The following is an 18,031-nucleotide window of genomic DNA, read 5'->3' on the forward strand; positions in this document are numbered from 1 at the left end:
CTTCATTCTTGATTCCTCAGTCTTCTATTTTTTCACCCGCGAAGTGTCGACCCGGGCCGTGGGCTGGCTCTGGACAGAGTCCTGCTCGGCTTTCTTATCCACTTTTTCCTGCTTGCGGTTCTCTTTCCGCTCTTCCTTGACGCTCTTCGGTACTTTCGAGAACAGGTCGGCCAGGTCGCGGTACTCGCGCTGGAACACCAGGCCGGCCCCCGTGCGCACAATTTGGCCATCGATGTCCTCGTAGGCATTCTGGCGGAACACGCGCACCCGCAGGCGGCCATCGGCCAGCAGCGAGTATTCCAGGCTCACGTCGCCGGTCAGGTTGCTGGGGGGCGTCTGGCCGGTGGTGGTTTGGGTGCCGGTGTTGCCGCTCAGGGCAATGTCGGTACCCACGCGCACGGTGAGGCGGTTGTTGAGCAGCTGGCGGCGCACGGCCACGTTCAGGTCGGTGCGGCTGCGGGCTTCGCCCGAGCTGTAGTCGGCCTGGTTGGTGAGGCCCAGGTCCAGGCCCAGGCCCGAGAGGTACTTGTCGGTAATGTTGTTGAGCTGGTCGGTGAGCACCGCGCTGGCGCTGCCGCGCAGCTGGCTGGCCACCACGCCTTCGCCGCTGCTGGTCTGGAAGGGATTCTGAGCCACAAAGCGGCCCAGCACCAGCAGCGAAAACACCTGCTTGCTCATTTCCGAGTTCTGGTTGGGCTGGCGCAGCTGGGCCAGCTTGGCTTCTACTTGGCCGCCCAGGGCGCCGCGCTGGTTTTCGGGTAGCGTGATGTCGAAGCCAATAGTGGGCTTGCTAATTTGGTCGGTTACGTTCAGCAGTACGTTGAACGGAAGGCGGTTGCGCGCGAGGGTGTTGCTGGTGGCGTCGTCGAGGCCCTGGCCGGACAGCAGCTCGGCAGGCGCGGCCCGCACCTTGTACAGGGCCGTCACGTTGAGGTCGGCGTTGTAGGGGTCACCGTCCCAGGTGATGGACGAGCCCCGGCGGATGATGAAATCGCGCGACGCCAGGTCGTAGAGCGACATGTGGTACTGGCCGCGCGCCACGTCGAGCCGCCCGCTCAGGGTGATGGTGCCGTCCGGCGCAATGTTGGTGTTGAGGGTGCCAGCGGCCCGCACGCGCAGGTTATCGCCGCTCACCGGGTCGATGACGATGGTAAACGGCGTGCGGTCGTTGATGGTGACCACGGCCGTCAGGTCGTAGCCGGTGGCGTCAACCTTGGTGGTGTCCAGCGCCACTTTGCGGGCCAGCATGGTATCAAGCGGGGCGCTTTTGTCGATGAACTCCACAATGCCTGCCCGCTCCACCGCAGTGGGCGTGGCATTCGGCGATTCCACGGTGAGGTTCGAGCCCTCCACCACCGTCACCCGGGTGTCAACTTTGATGAGCGAAACCGGCCCGGTCAGGCGCGTATCCGAATCGAGCACCAGCCGGCCGTAAAACAGCTCATTGTTGGCGCGGGTGCTGCGCACGGCCATGAAGTTGTTGGTCGTGGCCCGCATATCGAAGGAGTAGTTGATAAAGTCCTTGGTCAGCAGGTAGCCGTTGGCCACGGCTTTATTGGAAGCCGAATCCAGCACGGTAAAGTCGTGGAAGGCAATGCCCCGGTTGTCAAACGTGAGGTCTTGGTTGGGCAGGCGGAAAGGCGAGCCCAGCTGCGGCACGGTAAAGCCGGCGTCGTCGGAAGTGGTGAGGGTGCCGCGAATCTGGGGCGTGGCGGGCGCGCCGGTCACGCTCAGCTGCCCATGCACGAAGCCGGTGGCGCTGCGCACCTGGCCCACCGAGAACGGCTCCACCAGTTTCAAGTTGAGCCGGTTGGCATCCACAGTAAAGTTAAGCGGAGTGGCGCTGCTGGCTAGGTAGGTGCCGGTGAGGTGCACGTCGTTGCCGCTGCCGCCCACGCTGCCGGCCGCGCCGCCGGTGAGGCGGGCGTCCACGTCGTAGCGGCTGGGGGCGGGGTTGGTGGCCCGCAGGGCAATGTCGCCGATGGCGGCTTTCTGAAACACCAGGTTGCTCACCGTGGCGTCTGCCGTGAAGGCCTGGCGTTTGGTGCCCAGGTTGTCGATGCGGGCCGTGCCATTGAGCGTGCCGGCCACCAAAGAATCCTGCTGCTGCACGATGCGGGCCAGCTCGGCCAGCTCAAAATTGGTAAACGTGACGCCCAGCGGCGAAGTGGGCACGGCCGGGTTCTGGCTTTGCAGCGCCAGGCTGCTGCGGCCGTTGGTGAGGCGCAGGCCGTCGGCCACCACGGCGCCGGTGGGGTAGTAGCGCACGTAGTTGTTGGCGCCGGCCGTCCAGTTCTGGTAGTTGAGCACCTGCTCGGGCGCGGCCGAAAACTGGTAGATAACCTGGTCGCGGCTGCCGGGCACGGGCAAGGACTGCAGCGTGCCGGCCAGCGCCAGCCGCTCACGGGTAGAAGAGTCGCCGAGGATGGCCGCGCGGGTGAATACCTTATTGTTGGCCACGTTGCCGATGATGCTCGGGCGGCGCAGCTTCAGCGTAGTATCCTGCGCGGCCTGGGCCATGCGCAGGCCATAGTCGAGCTTGCTGGCATCGGAGTCCACGTTCAGGCGCAGCGAATCGATGCGGTAGTTGTTGTACCGGATGATGGGAATGCTGGTATTGGCCGTGAGGCGGGCGGCCTGGCGGCTGTAGTCGCCGGCCAGTGTGAAGGGCGAAATCTGCTTGAGGCCGGGCACCAGCTTGGTGGCCAGCTTGCCGTCTTTCAGCTGCAGTGAATACGTAAAGTGACGGTCGGCGGCGCTGGGCACGTACCGCACGCCGGGCAGGTCAAAGTAGCGGTCAATATGCTGCTCCAGCTCCGGGGCCAGGTCGCCGAGGTGCACGTTGCCATCGAGCTTCGCGGCCACGATGTTGGAGGTGAAGTCCAGCGCGGCCCGCGTGGCGGTCTGCGTGATTTTGCCGCGTAGCGTATCAAACGCAAAGGGCTGGTTGTCGCGCACCAGCACCACGTTGGTGCCGCTGAAGGTGCCATTGAGCGTGTTGAGGTTGCTGCCCGATAGGTTGGCGTTGAGGTTGCCCTGCACGCGCAGGTCGCCGCCGGTGTAGAAGCCCAGGGCCGTGAGGTTGGCGCCGCGCAGGTTCAGCGAGGTCACTTCGTAGGTGGGGTTGCGCGGGTCGCGCAGGTTCACCACGGCCTGCAGGTCCAGGTTTAGGTTGGGGTCGTTCTTGCTGTTGGCGCTGATGACGAAGCGGTTGCGGTCGAGGTCTACCTTAGCCACCACGCCGTGGTAGTTGTAGCCGTTGTAGCGGGCGCTTTGCACGTTGGCGTTCACCTGGCCCACCAGCGTGCCGGGGTCTTTCAGGTTGCCCGTGGCATTGATGCGCCCGGTGGCCGTGACGCGGCCCAGCTGCGGGTTTTTCAGCAGGCGGCCAAAGTCAAAGCCCTTCGTGGCAAACGTGCCCACCACCGGCTGGCGGCCGTTGGCCTGTGCCGCCCCCAGGTTGCCGCTAAACGCCATGTCGCCGTAGGTGCTGCGCAACTGCAGGTTGGTGTTGAACTGCAGCGTGGTGGGCCGCCCCCGGAACGTGCCGCTCACGGCCAGCGACGGCGGAATGCTGATGTTGGTCGGGATGCTGCCCTTCGGCGCCAAACTGCGGATATCGGCCTCGGTGGTGCTGAATTGCTGGATGTCTAGGTCGGCGTACAGCCGCGAGTCCACGTTGGGCAGGCCCTGTATGCGGCCGCGCCGGGCGCGCAGCACCGTGTTGCGCAGCCCCACAAACTCCAGGTTGCGCACCGTGAAGTCGCCCACGCGCCCGGCAATCTGCCCGTTCAGCAGCACCGACTGGTTGGGGCCGGTATTGAACGGGGAGGTGCCGGCCAGGTCCGGGGCCAGGTACAGGATGTCGCGGAAGCCGAGGCGCACGTTGCGCAAATCGCCTTCAATCTTCAGGTTGGGCAGGTTCTTGGAGTTGCCCAGGGCCGCCAGGCTTTCGTAGCCAATGGCCAGCGTGCGCCGGATGCGGGTGTGCGGCGTAATCAAATCGAGGCTGTCGAGGCGGATTTGCACCGAGTCGTACACCACGTTGGCGCGCCACTTATTCACCAGAAAGCCGCTTTGCTCGCGGCCGGCCAGGTTGTCCACCTTGGCCGTGGTGCGGTTTTCGGAAAAGGAAAAGTCCCGGGTGTTCAGCACCAAATCCGAGAAGTGGAGGTGGTTGTAGTCCATGGCCGGCAGGCGGGTGCGCTGCTTGGGCTGGTTGAAATTGTCGAAGGCCACATCCAGGCCGCTGATGTCGGATTGGGCCAACGTCACGCGCCACTTCAGGGGCTGGCCGGTGGCGGCTTTGGTCTTGTCAGCGGCTTCGTCGAGCTTGCGCACGGCCTCGGCGGGGTTCACCACCCGCTCTTCCACGGGCACGTTTTCGTTTTGGGCGTAGGCGAAGCGCGTGTTTTTGAGGGTGAGCTTGGTGAGGTCAATCCGCTCATTGCGCAGGTCAATGTTGCGGGCCGTGATGTCGGCCAGCCCAATGTTGGTGCTGATAAATTGAGCTGCGGGGTTGTTCTTATACGTAAAGGCCACGCTGTCGAGGGTGGCCTTGTTGAGGCCAAACTGCAGCGTGAGCGGCTCGGTAGGAGCGGGGTTATCCACTTCCGGGGCCGTTTTGGTTTGCACAATGGCGATGGAAGCTCGACGGAGAGCGACGTTATCCACTTTGTAGATAGACTTATCCACATCTACCTCGTCCATGTTCACCGTCAGCTCGCCCAGGCGGGCGCGCACGTCGGAGCCGGTTATCTGGTCGTTTTGGGTAAAGTAGATGTTGGTGAGCCGCAGCTTGCCGATGTCGTACTTGAGCTTGGAGGCCGTGGTGTCGGTGGGCGCGTTGGGGTCCACGAAGGCATCGATGATGAAGTCGTAGTTGTTCACCGAGTCGGGCTCGGTGCGGGTCAGGCGCACGCGGCCGTCGTTCAGCTCTACGTTCGACACGTTGATCTGGCTGTGCAGCAGCGCCAGGATGTCGAGGTCGACGCCGAGGTGGCCCACCGACAGCAGGGTGTCGCGCTGCTGGTCGGCCAGGTACACGCCGTCGAGGTTGATGGCGTGGCGGAAATCGGTGCGAAATTTCCCAATGCGCACCTCCGTCTTCAGCTTGCCGCGCAGGTAGCTTTCGGCCCGACGGGCCACAAAATCCTGCCCCGCGGGAAATTGCAATACCACCACTACAGCTACTACGAGGACGAGAACCAGGGCCAGAAGCCCGAGCAGTCCGTAAAGGGCACGGCGTAAAAAAGTGGACAAAGCAGAAGGTGAGTAAGCGGCGAACAGAACGGGACGAGGTTCCAAACGCAAAACCTACGGCCCGGGTTGGCAACTATTTGCCGCCGAATGCATATAGTTGAGCTTGATGCGGGCTGCCACATGCCCGCCTTATCTTGCGCCCCCCAAACTCACCGATTGCATGATACTACGCTTTTCTCTTCCCTACCGCACCGCATTTGGCCAGCGCCTGGCCGTGTGCGGCTCCCATCCCGATTTGGGCAATTGGCAGCTGGCCACCGCGGCCATCATGCTCTACGACGAAGCCACGGGCTGCTGGAGCTATGAGCTGACCGTGGGCGATGCGGCAGCCGAACAAGTGCTTACCTATAAATATGCCTTGCTCGACGCCAACACCGGCAGCCAGACTTGGGAATTCGGTCCCAACCGCAGCATCGCCTACGATGCTTCCCGCGCGCCGCGCTTGCAGCTGGCCGATTACTGGCGCTCCCCGTCCCAACCCGAAAATGAGCTGTTCACGGCTGCCTTCACCAAGGCCCTGTTTCGGCGGCCCGCCTCAACAACCAGCGCTGCGGCCCCAACCAACAATGGGAAAAAAGCCAAATCCGGCAAAGCCGTGACCGAAGCGCCGGTAGCTACCCCAGCGGCTACTTCCGTGGCCGCCCCCGGCGCTGGCCAAACCCTGTTTCGCCTGATGGCGCCGCGTGTGCCGCCACAGTACGGCCTGTGCATCCTCGGCTCCGACCCGGCCCTGGGCGCCTGGGACAACACCAAAGGCCTCGTGCTGTCGGATAAGGATTTCCCGACCTGGGCCGGCACCATCACGCTGCAAAACCCCACCGAGGACTGCCAGTACAAATACGCCATCTGGGATGCGCAGGCCGGCCACGCCCTGGACATGGAGGGCGGCGAAAACCGTGTGATTCCCGCCACCACCAACCGCACCGCGGCCCGGGTTTTCAATGACGAAGCTTACCGCTACCCGGATGCGTGGCGTGGTGCCGGGGTAGCCCTGCCCGTATTTGCCATGCGCAGCGAAAACGGCTTCGGCGTGGGCGAATTCGCCGACCTGAAGCTGCTCACCGATTGGGCCGTGCAAACCGGCCTGAAGCTGGTGCAGATTCTGCCCATCAACGACACCACGGCCACCCACACATGGGTCGATTCCTACCCGTACGCCGCCATTTCGGTGTTTGCCCTGCATCCGCAGTTCATCCACCTCGAAGGCATCGCGACTCTCAAGGACAAGAAAGCCGCCAGCGAAATGGCCCAGCTCAAGCAGGAGCTGAACGCCAAAGACTTCGTGGACTACGAGCCGGTGATGAACGCCAAGTGGAAGTTTCTCAAGCTGCTCTACCAGCAGGAGAAAAAGACATTCCTGGCCAACCCCGACTACCGCGAGTTCCTGAGCAGCCAAGCCGATTGGCTGGTGCCCTACGCCGCCTTCTCGGCCCTGCGCGACCGGTTCGGTACCGCCGACTTCCAGCAGTGGCCCACCGAGTTCCGCACCCCGCAAAACTTAGCTCAACTCACTGCCGAAACCGCTTCTGACTACGACGAGTACGGCCTGTTCTTCTTCACGCAGTTCCATCTCGACAAGCAGCTGCGCGAGGCCGTGAACTACGCCCGCAGCCGCGGCGTGGTGCTGAAGGGCGACCTGCCCATCGGCATCTACCGCCACTCCGTAGACGCCTGGACCCAGCCCAAGCTCTACCACATGGACCGCCAGGCCGGCGCCCCGCCGGACGATTTCTCCACCACCGGCCAGAACTGGCGCTTCCCCACCTACAACTGGGAGCGCATGGCCCTGGACGGCTACAAGTGGTGGAAGCAGCGCATGGGCCACCTCGCCCGCTACTTCGATACCCTGCGCATCGACCACATTCTGGGCTTCTTCCGCATCTGGGAAATGCCCATTGAATCGGTGGAGGGCTTGTTGGGCCATTTCTCGCCGGCCTTGCCGCTGCACCGCCATGAGATTCAGCGCCGCTTGGGTTGGTTTGACTACAGCCGCCTGTGCGAGCCGTACATCCGCTGGCACATGCTTCAGGATATCTTCCAGGGCGAGGCCCAGTCGGTGTTCGATGAGTACATGTACGACGCCAGCTATGGCCGCATCCACCTGAAGGAGGCCGTGGACACCCAGCGTAAGATTGAGGCCTACATTGCCCAGAAGCTGGCCGTCGCGCCCGAGCACGCCGACTACTTTGCCTGGCTGCAGAAGGGCTTGTTCCAGCTGGTGAATGAGGTGTTGTTTGTGCCCGCCGGCGATGACTTCTACCACCCACGCATCACCCTCAACAAGAGCTACTCGTTCCGCGAGCTCGACACCGACGAAGACCGCCGCCGCCTCTACGACGACATCTACGTCGACTTCTTCTTCCGCCGCCACGAAGAGTTCTGGCGCCAGCAGGGCCTCGTGAAGCTGCCGCCCGTGCGCTACGCCACCGACATGCTCATCTGCGGCGAAGACCTCGGCATGGTGCCAGCCTCCGTGCCCGGCGTGATGAAGGAGCTTGGCATCCTGGGCCTGAACATCCAGCGCATGCCCTCCAACCCCGAAACCGAGTTCGGCCACCCCGACACCGCCGCTTACCTGAGCGTTGTCACGACCAGCAGCCACGACATGAGCACCATCCGCGGCTGGTGGGAAGAAGACCGGGTGCGTACCCAGCGCTTCTTCGAAACCATCTTGGGTCACTGGCGCGAAGTGGCGCCCTTCTACTGCGAGCCTTGGGTAGCGCGCGAAATTGTGGTGCAGCACCTGCACTCGCCCGCCATGTGGGCCATCTTCCCGCTGCAGGACCTGCTGGCCATGGACCGCAACCTGCGCCGCGCCAACCCGCACGACGAGCAAATCAACGTGCCCAGCAACCCCACCCACTTCTGGAAATACCGTCTGCACCTGCCCTTGGAGGAGCTGGTTGACGCCGTGGGCTTCAACGAGCCGCTGCAGGCGCTGGTAACAGCCAGCGGCCGCAGCTGATTAGCTCAATATTCCTTTAAGCTTACCTATATGAACGGCCCCGCATAAGCGGGGCCGTTTTTGTTTTAAGGCCTAAAGCATCAGCTGATTCAGTTGCGAAAATGCAGGGGTTGCCGAAAACGCCAAATCACTTAGGGGATACAATTAATCATTCGGCCAGAAAAAGTGGCAACTCGGCCAGAAGCTCAATAATCGAAATCCTATATAAAATACGTTTGTGCCCAGTTTAAAGCAAGTATAAGCTCAGCAATTAGATGCTTTTAATGCTTAGTGAGTGCTGTTTGTCTTTTTAGTTGAATAAGCTGCTTTTGTAATCATTTGCTTTTTTTTACCTCTAAAAGTTTTTATGAAATTTTCTTTACCCTTTTGGTACACCTTCCTTGCTCTGCTACCCTTAGGAATTCGGGCGCAAGTGCCGTTACTTGAATTGAACGAAAGCACTCCCAAGGTTGGCACAGCTGATTTGCGTAAGCGTGAAGTAGCGTTCAAGCAGTTAAGTACGGCTGCGGCCGCGAGGGCTACGGCGGCTTGTACTAACACCACGACGCTTAATTTCTCTCAGCGGCAGCTGAATGAAGATTGGAAGAACCATTCCCCGGTCAACGCCGGTGCGGCGAATACTAACACGACAATTACGACGGCTGGCTCTTACATAGAGCCAGTAGGCGGAGCCGAAACCTTTTTGTACGTAGGTAACAATGGCGGCACGCTAAATGGCCAGCCGTTGTTTTGGGGCGCCGATTATACCAGCTCGCAAAATGCGACCACGCAGATTACATACTCTTTCAACCGTCCGGTCAACAACTTCTCGCTCCACATTCAGGACATCGATTTGGGAGCAGGAGCATCGGGATGGGTTGATGTTGTAACCCTCGCTGCTTCCCAGGCCAATGGCGTTGTCCTGAACTTATCATCGGCTTCCGATGCCACGTTCACCAATGACGCAGCTTATACATCTATAAGCGGCAACAGAATCACTGGCATCAGGAATAATGTGGCTAACTCCGAACTCGCCTCGGTTACCATCACTTTTAATAAGCCCATTACCTCCTTCCAGATTACCTATCAAAACACCGTCAATCTGACAAATCCCGGGGGCCAGTTCATCGGAATTGATTACATGAGCTGGTGTACGCAAGCCAACGTGGCAACCACGCTTACGGGCCCCGCCCGTGCCGTGGTAGGAACGCAGGTGGTTTACACTGCCACCACTACGGCATCCGGCGACTATGATGCCTCCGGCGTTCAGCCGAAGGTGCAGCTCACTCCTGGCCTGAACACGCAGAGCCCTGTATTTCCAACGGGCAGCAGCTACAACAACGCCACTGGTTTGCTCACCCTGCAAGCTGTTCCGCTACTGGCCGTTGGCACCAGCACCACATCCGTCATCAAGTTCAATATGCCCGCCTCTACGGTAACCGGTTCGGCCAGCAGCAGTATTGATACCGACGACGCTGACCCGTTGGATAACAACGGTTCCCTTGCGGCCGCCAACGTAACCACTACCACCAATGCGACTCCGACGGCGGCAGCCAAGACGGCCAGCGTTACTGCCAACACAACGGTATACTCTGCACTGCCAGCCATGACGGGCACCGATCCGAACAACGACGTGCTCACCTATACGATTGTTGGGTCGAGCATTGCCAGCATCAACTTCGGAACCGTCTATTACACCCGCGGTGGGGTGCGGACGGTCCTTGCCGGCACCAGCGATGTGACGCTGACGGCAGCCGAGGCGGCGACCCTGGAGTTTAAGAATACCAACGGCGCAGCAAATTCCAGCCGTGCCTTCAGCTACTTTGTGTCAGACCCTTACGGCGGCAGCAGCCCTGCGGTAAACTATACCATTGCCATCGGCAACCAGCCAGCCGTGTACAGCTCGCCAAACGTTGCTTATGTAGATGGCGCGAATTATCAAAACGAAGTTATTGCTACAGTAACCGACCCGGATGGCGCTATTGCTACCGCTTCTATAACTGGTGGTACACTGCCAGCTAACTTGCTGTTTAATGCTGCTACGGGTACTTTTTCGCGGGATAACAAAAAAGATATTCCTGCTGGAATTTACACCTTTACCGTGACCACAACCGGTACCGCAAGTGGTACTACAACCGGGATTAGCGTCACTATCAAGATTATTTCTTCCGATACAGAAGCCGCCTATTCGACTGGCAACACGTTCAACCGCGACGCCCTCACCAACGGCTCGACGCTGGCTACGGTTACCGACGCCGATGGTCCGCTGACTGGCGCCACGCTCACAGGTTCTGCAGCCAGGGGAATGTTATTCAACACGCAAACCGGGCAATTTTCCGTCGGTTCGGACACGGCGCCGTTTGTGGGTACCTATACCTACACGGTAAATACGACCGATATAGCAGGCGGCCTCACCACGACGAACGTTACAATCGCCATCCGCGACGATGTGGAAGCTGCTTACACCGCCGTTCAATCCTATAACCGGGATGCCTTAGCAAACAACACGACGCTGGCCACCGTGACCGACGCCGATGGCGTTGTATCATCGGCTACGTTAGCCGGAGGGGTGTTGCCAACGGGCACTGCTCTTAATCCCACCACGGGCGCCTTCAGTGTAAGCGACGCCACGGCTCTTGCCAACGGCAGGTATTCCTTCACCGTGAATACCGTGGACGTTACGGGTGGCCGAACCACTTCCCTGATAGGAGTCAATTTGTTCGAAACCGAGGCAATATATACTTCTGCCCCGTCCAAGACAGGGGCGTATGCCAATGGGTATTCGCTGGCTACCGTGACCGATGCGGATGGGAGCATTACCAATGCGGTACTGAGTGGGTCGAGCCTGCCGGCCGGGGTTGGGCTGAATGCTAGCACAGGTCAGTTCACCGTTACCGACCGTACGCTGTTGCGGTCCGGCACGTACACTGTACAAACCAAAACAACCGACGCTACTGGGGGCATAACCTTGCAAGGCGTGACAATCAATATTGGGGCGTATCCGCTCCCAGTTGAGCTGACTGCCTTCACGGCTGCCGTAAAAAACCAAGATGCCCAACTTGCCTGGCGCACCGCCTCCGAAAAGAACAACGACCACTTCGACGTGGAGCGCAGCCTCAACGGCACGGACTTCGCTAAGATTGGCCAGGTGAAGGGCCAAGGCACGAGCTCGGCGGCAACGGACTACACGCTGACGGATGCAGGCATCGGCGCCAAGGCCACGGGCGTGGTGTACTACCGCCTGCGGCAGGTAGACGCCGATGGCACCGAGAACTTCTCGCCCGTGCGCAGCGTGACGTTTACCAAAGCACTGGCTCCCGCCATTAGCCTGTTCCCCAACCCGGCCACTGCTGCCGGCACCAAGCTCGACCTGACGGCCCTGCCGGCTGGCGTGTACCAAGTGAGCGTACTCGACGACGCCGGCCGCACCGTGCTGGTTGCAACGCTGAACGCGGGCCTCGCCCACGCCCTGGATTTGCGCACCATAGCCAGCGGTAGCTATACGCTGCTGGTGCGTGGCCAGAATGGCGGCCAGGTGGTGAACCTGACCAAGCGCCTCATTAAAGAATAAGACAGCTGCCGCTACACCGGCAAATGAAAAAAGCCCCTCCCGCTTCGGGAGGGGCTTTTTTGTGCCTTCGTTGAGCTGCCCGACGCAACCTCCTACCCGTGGCGGGGGTTAAAACGGCTTGGGGCTTGTTTTTTGTCTTTCCGATGCAATTTCAATACGACGTTCTGATTATTGGGGCGGGCAGCGCTGGCCTGTCGGCGGCCCTTACGCTGGGGCGTTGCCTGCGCCGGGTGCTGCTGGCCGATGGCGGCCCCCCGCGCAACGAGGCCTCGCCCGGCGTGCACGGCTTTCTCACGCGCGACGGCATTCCTCCGGCCGAACTGCTGCGGCTGGGGCAGGAGCAGCTGCGGCAGTACACCACGGTGGAAATGCAGTGCCTGGAAATTAACGAGGTAATCCCGCTGGAAAAGGGCTTTCGGGCCTCCGGCTGTCTAACCACCGACGATACGCCCGTGAGCATCACGGCCCGGCGGGTGCTGCTGGCCACGGGCGTATTGGACGTGTTGCCGCCATTGCCGGGGTTCCGGGAGCTGTGGGGGCGGGGGGTGCTGCACTGCCCGTACTGCCACGGGTGGGAGGTGCGCAACCAGCCCCTGGCGGTGTACGGGCAGGGCCGCATTGTGACGGGCCTGGCGCTGCTGGTGAGCCGCTGGAGCCACGACGTGGTGGTGGTGACCAACGGGCCGGGACACCTGACGCACAATGCCCGGCGCCGGCTGCGGCGGCAGCACATCAAAATCCGCGAAGAACACATCACGCGCCTCATCGGCTCGGCCACCGACGACCTGGAATGCATTGAGTTTGCCGATGGCAGCCAGCTCGAGCGCAAGGCCCTGTTTCTGCACGCCTCCCAGTACCAGCGCAGTACGCTGGCCGAAAAGCTCGGGGCGCGCCATACCAGCAAAGGCGCCGTGTGGGTCAATTCGGGCATGCAAACCTCGGTGCCGGGCCTGTACGCAGCCGGCGACACCACCCCTGGCGCCCAGCAGGCCCTGCTGGCCGCGGCGGCCGGCAGCCGGGCCGCCATCGTCATCAACGAAGCCCTTACTCGCGAGGAATGCCCGCGTTGAGCTAAATAAGGGCCGCCAAAGCCCTCAGGCTTATTCCAGGGCCCGGCTGCGGAAGAGCAGGTAGCCCAGGTGCCCGTACACGCTGAAGCGGCGGGCGGGGTCGTCGTAAAACAGCGCGTGCAGAGCCAGCGGGCCCACCGGCGTTTGGAACACGAGGCCCGTGCTGGCCGTGAGGCGGGGGCGCTCGAAGCTGCCGAGCCGGACGGCGCGCTGGTTTTCGTCCTGCCGCAGGGGCTTGTAGTTCACGTGGGTAAACACTTCGTTGCGCCATTCGAGCTTGCCCAGGAAGGGCATGGTGTAGCGCAGGCCCACGGCCGCGTAGCGCGGCGAGCGGTAGTTGTCCATAAATGAAGTGCGCGAGTCGGGCAGGGGCGCAAATACTGGCGCCGTGGTGATGCTGGAGCGGTAGTTAGCAAATGTGCCCTGGCCGCTAATTACCACTTCGCCGTAGTAGCCCCAGGCGTGCTTGTCGCCCTTCAGGGGGAAGTATTTCTCGAGCGTGCCGCGAACCTGCACCCACTGGTGGTTTTGCGAGAAGCCGGGCAGAATGGAGGTGTCGCCCTGCTTGTAGTCTTCGGAGCCACTCACGCCGCGCACCGTGAACACGGCGCGCTTGCCGCTGGTAGCATACTGCTTGCGGTTGAGAGAGTTGCGGGCAAACTGCACGGCTACCGTACCGCCCCGGAAGTTAGTTTTGTCGAGCTTGGTGGTGCTGGATATTTCAGACACGTTGGCGTAGTCGTCGCTCAGGTAGAAGGCGCCCACATCGAGCAGAATCCGGCTGCGGTAGTTGGGGCTGATGCCTACTTGCGCGCCCACTTTGGTGTCCTGCTGGCGCACCTGGGTACTCAGCACGTCGCGGCCCAGCAAGCCGCTGGTGTTCTGGTAGTCCCAGCGGTTGTAGGTGGCGGTGGGTTCCACGTAAAAGGGCAGCCGGCCGGGCACGTTGATGCGGAAGCTGCCCTGCGCGCCGTTGTAAAAGCGGCCCAGGCTCACGTTGGCCGTGGCCGAGTACAGTAGCCGGCGAAGGTAGCGGTACTCTACGCCCACGTAGAGGTTGTCGAGCGGCCGGTTGCTCAGCACAAAGCCCGCTTCGGCGGTCACGTTGTTGTTCTGGCGGGCGTCCACGCTCATCACGTAGCCTTTCTGGGCGGGGTCGTACTTGATGCGCGGGTAGATGTTGCGGAAAAAGTCGTCCGACGCCAGCCGGAAGTAGCCCTCTTCCAGGTCGTCGATGGTGTAGTTGCGGCCCGCGGAGCGACGGAAGAACTGCTGCGCGTAGCTGTTCTGGTCGGGCCGTAGGCCTTGCACCCGCACCTGCACAAAGTTGGGCTCGGGCGCGCCGGCCTGGAAGGCCTGCCGGCGCTTCTGCAGCTCCAGCGTGTCCACGCGCCGCGTGATGCGTTTCTTGAGCAACTCCAGCTGGCGCTGGGCGGCGGTGTCGCCTTTGGCAATCAAGTCGTGCACCCGGTCAAAATCGGTGCCGCCGAACCCTTCCAGGTCGGGCTGGATGAACACGCCGTTTTTGCCCACGCTCAGGGTATCGGCCACGTTGGCGCCTAGGAAAAGCAGCGTGCCGGTGAGCAGCGCGTCGTCGTTCTTGAAGGGGTATTTCTTGTACGCCACGTCGCCCACGTTCACGCCGATGATGACGTCCGGGGCGAATTCCTTGCGCATCACATCGGTGGGAAAATTGTTGTAGATGCCGCCGTCGAAGAGGTAGCGCCCGTCGGGGTTGCGGATGGGGCGGAAGGCCAGCGGCACGGTCATGGAGTTGCGCACGGCATCGGCCAGCGAGCCGCTTTTCTGGATTACCTGCTTGCGGGTGAACACCTCCGCCGCCAGGCAGCGGAAGGGCACAAACAACTTGTCGAAATCGTAGTTGGCCTGCGCGGCGGCTGGGGCCAGCGTGCGGGCCAGGGCAAAGTTGAGGTTGAGGTCGTTCACCAGGTTGGTGCTGATGCGCGCCTTGAACGTGGAGTCCAGCGCCACACCCACCCGCAGGGCCGAGGGCGAGGGCTCGGCGGTGAGGTAGTTGAAGGTCTTGTCCTCGGTGGGCTTGCCGCTCACCCAGTTCTGAAATTCCGGCGTGAGCATCAGCTGCTCCATTTCGCGCGGCGAGTACCCCGCCGCATACAGCGCCCCCACAATGGAGCCCATGCTGGTGCCAATAATATAGTCGATGGGGATGCCGTTCTCCTCCAGTACTTTAAGCACGCCCACGTGGGCCAGTCCTTTGGCGCCTCCGCCGCTCAGCACCACGCCCACCCGCTGGGCCGAGGCCCCAAAAGGCAGCAGGCAGACCAGCCCTAAAAGCGCAACAATGCGCGGTATCATTTTTTGCATAAATCTAAGTTACTGTGCTTTTAAACAAAGCAGTCTTCTCTACGCCTCCGGTGCGGGGCGGGTTGTTGGGTGCGGGCCAGGCAAAGGGCCTGGACTAGCGTGCCAGCGGGGTCAGTAGCTGCCCGTTACCACTTCTTAAAGATGACGTACACGGCGGCCACCAGCAGCGCAAAGCCCACCACGTGGTTCCAGCCCAATTTATCGGTTTTGAAGATGAAGACGGCGCACAGCGTAAACACCGTGAGGGTGACAACTTCCTGAATCACCTTGAGCTGAAATAAGCTGAACGGCCCGCCATTTTCTACAAACCCCAGCCGGTTGGCCGGCACCTGAAAGATGTACTCGAACAGCGCCAGGCCCCAGCTTATCATGATTACGCCAAACAGCCCCATTTTGGCAAACCAGGCCATTTTCTTGAACAAGTGCAGATGCCCGTACCAGGCAAACGTCATGAATAGGTTGGAAAGGGTGAGGAGCAGGATGGAGTAAACACCTTTCATGGGAGGAAACCGGACAATTTGCGGAGCTGGAGTGGATGGTTCAAAACAGACAAAGCAGGACTCGGCCATCCTTGTTATAGTTTCGGCCGTGGGTTCTCTGCTGCCGATGCCAAACGGTAGCCGGGCCCTGCAAGTTGGGCCGGAATTAGCTCAACCGCTCGTTTTTAGTTTTCAGCAGTACCCCTATGGCAACCCTCGACCCCGGCATTGGCGAAAAATTCTCGCGGCGCACCAAGCGGGCCATCAACCACGACGGTTCGTTCAACGTGCGGCGGCGCGGCGGCCCCCACCGCTTCGACGCTTACCAGTGGCTTGTGCAGATGGATTGGTGGCCATTTATCGGCGTAGTGGTGGCGTTTTTCGGCGTGCTCAATGCCATTTTTGCCGCTGCCTACCTGCTGCTGGGGCTGGAAAACCTGCCCGGGGTAACGGCGCCCCGCGGCGTGTGGCAGGATTTTCTAAGCGCCTTATTTTTCTCTATCCAAACCTTCACGTCGGTGGGCTACGGCCACGTGTACCCGGGCAGCAATGGCGCCGGACTGGTGTCCAGCCTGGAGGCGCTGGTGGGCGTGCTCACCTTTGCCCTGGCCACGGGCTTGCTATACGGGCGGTTTTCGCGGCCCACGGCACGCATTCATTTCAGCCGCACGGCCATCATCAGCCGCCGCCCCGACGGCACGCCCAGCCTGCAGTTCCGCATCGCCAACCAGCGCTCCAACATCCTGATTGACTTGCAGGCCCGCGTGCTGGTCAAAACCATTGAGCCGGGCACCAGCAACCAGAAGTATGCTTTTCTGCCGCTGGAGCGCGATACCGTGAATTTCTTCCCGCTCAGCTGGACGATAGTGCACGACATTACGCCGGAAAGCCCGCTGTACGGCTATGGGCCGGAAGATTATCAAGCCCAGGACGTGGAGATTATCATCCAGCTGAAGGGCTACGACGACACCTTTGCCCAGGATGTGCACGCCCGCAACTCCTACACCCACGAGGAAATCGAGTGGCACCGTCGCTTCATCCGCGCCTACGAAGTGGACGATGACGGCATCGCCGTTATCGACCTGGACCAGCTGCACCGCACCGAGCCGCTGGAGGATTAATTGGGCTAGAAAACAAAACTCCCCTCCTTGGTAAGAAGGGGACGCTCAACTGCTAAGTTGAGCTGGGGTGGTTGCGGGCGTTGAACGACACCCGAACGATGCTGGTGCGAAACGTTCAACGCCCGCAACCACCCCCGTTTCAGCTGGCGCTGAAACATCCCCTCCTTGGTAAGGAGGGGAGTGATGTTTGGCTTTCCTTATTCGTCGTGTCCGGGCACACTCACTACCGGCGCGGCTGCTGCTTCCTTAGCTTCGCGTTCGAGGCGTAGCTTCTCAGTTTCGGAAGGGGTGCGGGGTAGCTTGCTCAAATCGGGCGAACCGGCATCGACCCAGCAGGTGTACCAGAAGTTGCCGATGAGAGCCGCGGCGTAGCGCATCTGGCGCTCTACCTGGCCGTTGAGCCGGGCATGGTAGGCTTTGCTGAACTCGCGCGAATACGTGCGTACGGTTTGGGTGCCGCGCTGCTCGTAGCCGTATTTGCGGTCTTCGGGAAATTGAGCCGTCAGCTCTTTTTCGAAGCGAAACACCGAGTCCACGGCGGCGTGCGAGCGGATTACGGCGGCCCAAATGGCGTCGGTGGGCTTTTCCAGGTACTGCGCCTTGCCGCTGAACAGGTCGTAGTCGGTGCTCAGCAGCTCGGGCAGGCGCGACTCCCACAGGCCGTGAATGCCACGCTGGTTGGTGAGCTGGCCGTTGTAGTTTTTGGTGGTGTGCAGCGGCACGCAGGCATCGGCAATGTAGTGGCCCAGGTCGGCGGAGAGGTGCAGGATGCGGTCGGTGTCGCGGGCCTGGAAGGCGGCGGTGAGCTGGTTTTTCATCGTCACCACGTTCCAGGGCACGATGCCGTGGAGCAGCAGGGAATCTTCGCCGTAGCGGGCCACGGCATCGGCGTAGCGGCGGGGCATTTTGTAGGCGGCGCTGTCGCCGTAGCGGTCCACGTCGAGGAAGTGCTTTGGGGCCTCGGTGGGCACCACCATGCGGCGCGAGTCGGGCCGGGTGGCGTTGGTGGTCAGGTAGTCAATGTTGGCCTTGTAGAAGCCCACCATGGCGGGCGGCAGCGTGTACACGGCCAGGCGGTTGAGCAGCCGGTGGCCAAAAAAGCCCCAGGCCTGCGCCCGATGATAAAAGAAGAGCAGGGGTAGACAAACCAGAAGGAGTAGAGCAGGTTTTTTCACGGGCAAAAGGTACGGGAACCGTCTTTTATCCGAAGCACAATTGAGCTAAAACCCCTTGCCCCA

Annotated in this window: 8 protein-coding genes; 4 read left to right on the top strand and 4 right to left on the bottom strand. The window is 61.3% G+C overall.

Going from position 1 to position 18,031, the window contains the following annotated elements:
• Positions 1 to 24 precede the first annotated feature (24 nt).
• Positions 25 to 5,262, bottom strand: coding sequence for a translocation/assembly module TamB domain-containing protein (locus tag LJ738_RS11715; RefSeq protein WP_227786500.1), 5,238 nt, complete (start codon positions 5,260 to 5,262; stop codon positions 25 to 27).
• A gap of 160 nt (positions 5,263 to 5,422) precedes the next feature.
• Between LJ738_RS11715 and LJ738_RS11720 the strand changes: the two genes are divergently transcribed.
• From LJ738_RS11720 to LJ738_RS11730, 3 genes are all read left to right on the top strand, one after another.
• Positions 5,423 to 8,227 (top strand): 4-alpha-glucanotransferase, encoded by a 2,805-nt coding sequence (locus tag LJ738_RS11720; RefSeq protein ID WP_227786501.1) that lies wholly within the window; start codon positions 5,423 to 5,425, stop codon positions 8,225 to 8,227.
• Between the two features lie 682 nt (positions 8,228 to 8,909).
• The gene (locus LJ738_RS11725) at positions 8,910 to 11,777 is read left to right on the top strand and encodes a putative Ig domain-containing protein (RefSeq protein ID WP_227786502.1); all 2,868 of its coding nucleotides are present in this window, start codon (positions 8,910 to 8,912) and stop codon (positions 11,775 to 11,777) included.
• Positions 11,778 to 11,920: 143 nt separating this feature from the next.
• Positions 11,921 to 12,847 carry an NAD(P)/FAD-dependent oxidoreductase gene (locus LJ738_RS11730; RefSeq protein WP_227786503.1) on the top strand — a complete coding sequence of 309 codons (927 nt, stop codon included), beginning with the start codon at positions 11,921 to 11,923 and terminating at the stop codon, positions 12,845 to 12,847.
• A 30-nt stretch (positions 12,848 to 12,877) separates the two neighbouring features.
• On the opposite strand, the gene LJ738_RS11735 is transcribed toward LJ738_RS11730, so the two are convergent.
• Positions 12,878 to 15,193 carry a patatin-like phospholipase family protein gene (locus LJ738_RS11735; RefSeq protein WP_227786504.1) on the bottom strand — a complete coding sequence of 772 codons (2,316 nt, stop codon included), beginning with the start codon at positions 15,191 to 15,193 and terminating at the stop codon, positions 12,878 to 12,880.
• Between the two features lie 125 nt (positions 15,194 to 15,318).
• Positions 15,319 to 15,693: a DMT family protein gene (locus LJ738_RS11740; RefSeq protein WP_227786505.1), complete on the bottom strand. Its 375-nt coding sequence runs from the start codon at positions 15,691 to 15,693 to the stop codon at positions 15,319 to 15,321.
• A 185-nt stretch (positions 15,694 to 15,878) separates the two neighbouring features.
• Between LJ738_RS11740 and LJ738_RS11745 the strand changes: the two genes are divergently transcribed.
• Positions 15,879 to 16,793 (top strand): ion channel, encoded by a 915-nt coding sequence (locus tag LJ738_RS11745; RefSeq protein ID WP_227786506.1) that lies wholly within the window; start codon positions 15,879 to 15,881, stop codon positions 16,791 to 16,793.
• Between the two features lie 197 nt (positions 16,794 to 16,990).
• Here the strand turns inward: LJ738_RS11745 and LJ738_RS11750 are convergent, their stop codons facing one another.
• On the bottom strand, positions 16,991 to 17,968 hold the full coding sequence (locus LJ738_RS11750) for a zinc dependent phospholipase C family protein (RefSeq protein ID WP_227786507.1): 978 nt from the start codon (positions 17,966 to 17,968) through the stop codon (positions 16,991 to 16,993).
• Positions 17,969 to 18,031: the final 63 nt, after the last annotated feature.

It is taken from the genome of Hymenobacter plasmatis (assembly GCF_020711255.1).
GTDB lineage: Bacteria > Bacteroidota > Bacteroidia > Cytophagales > Hymenobacteraceae > Hymenobacter.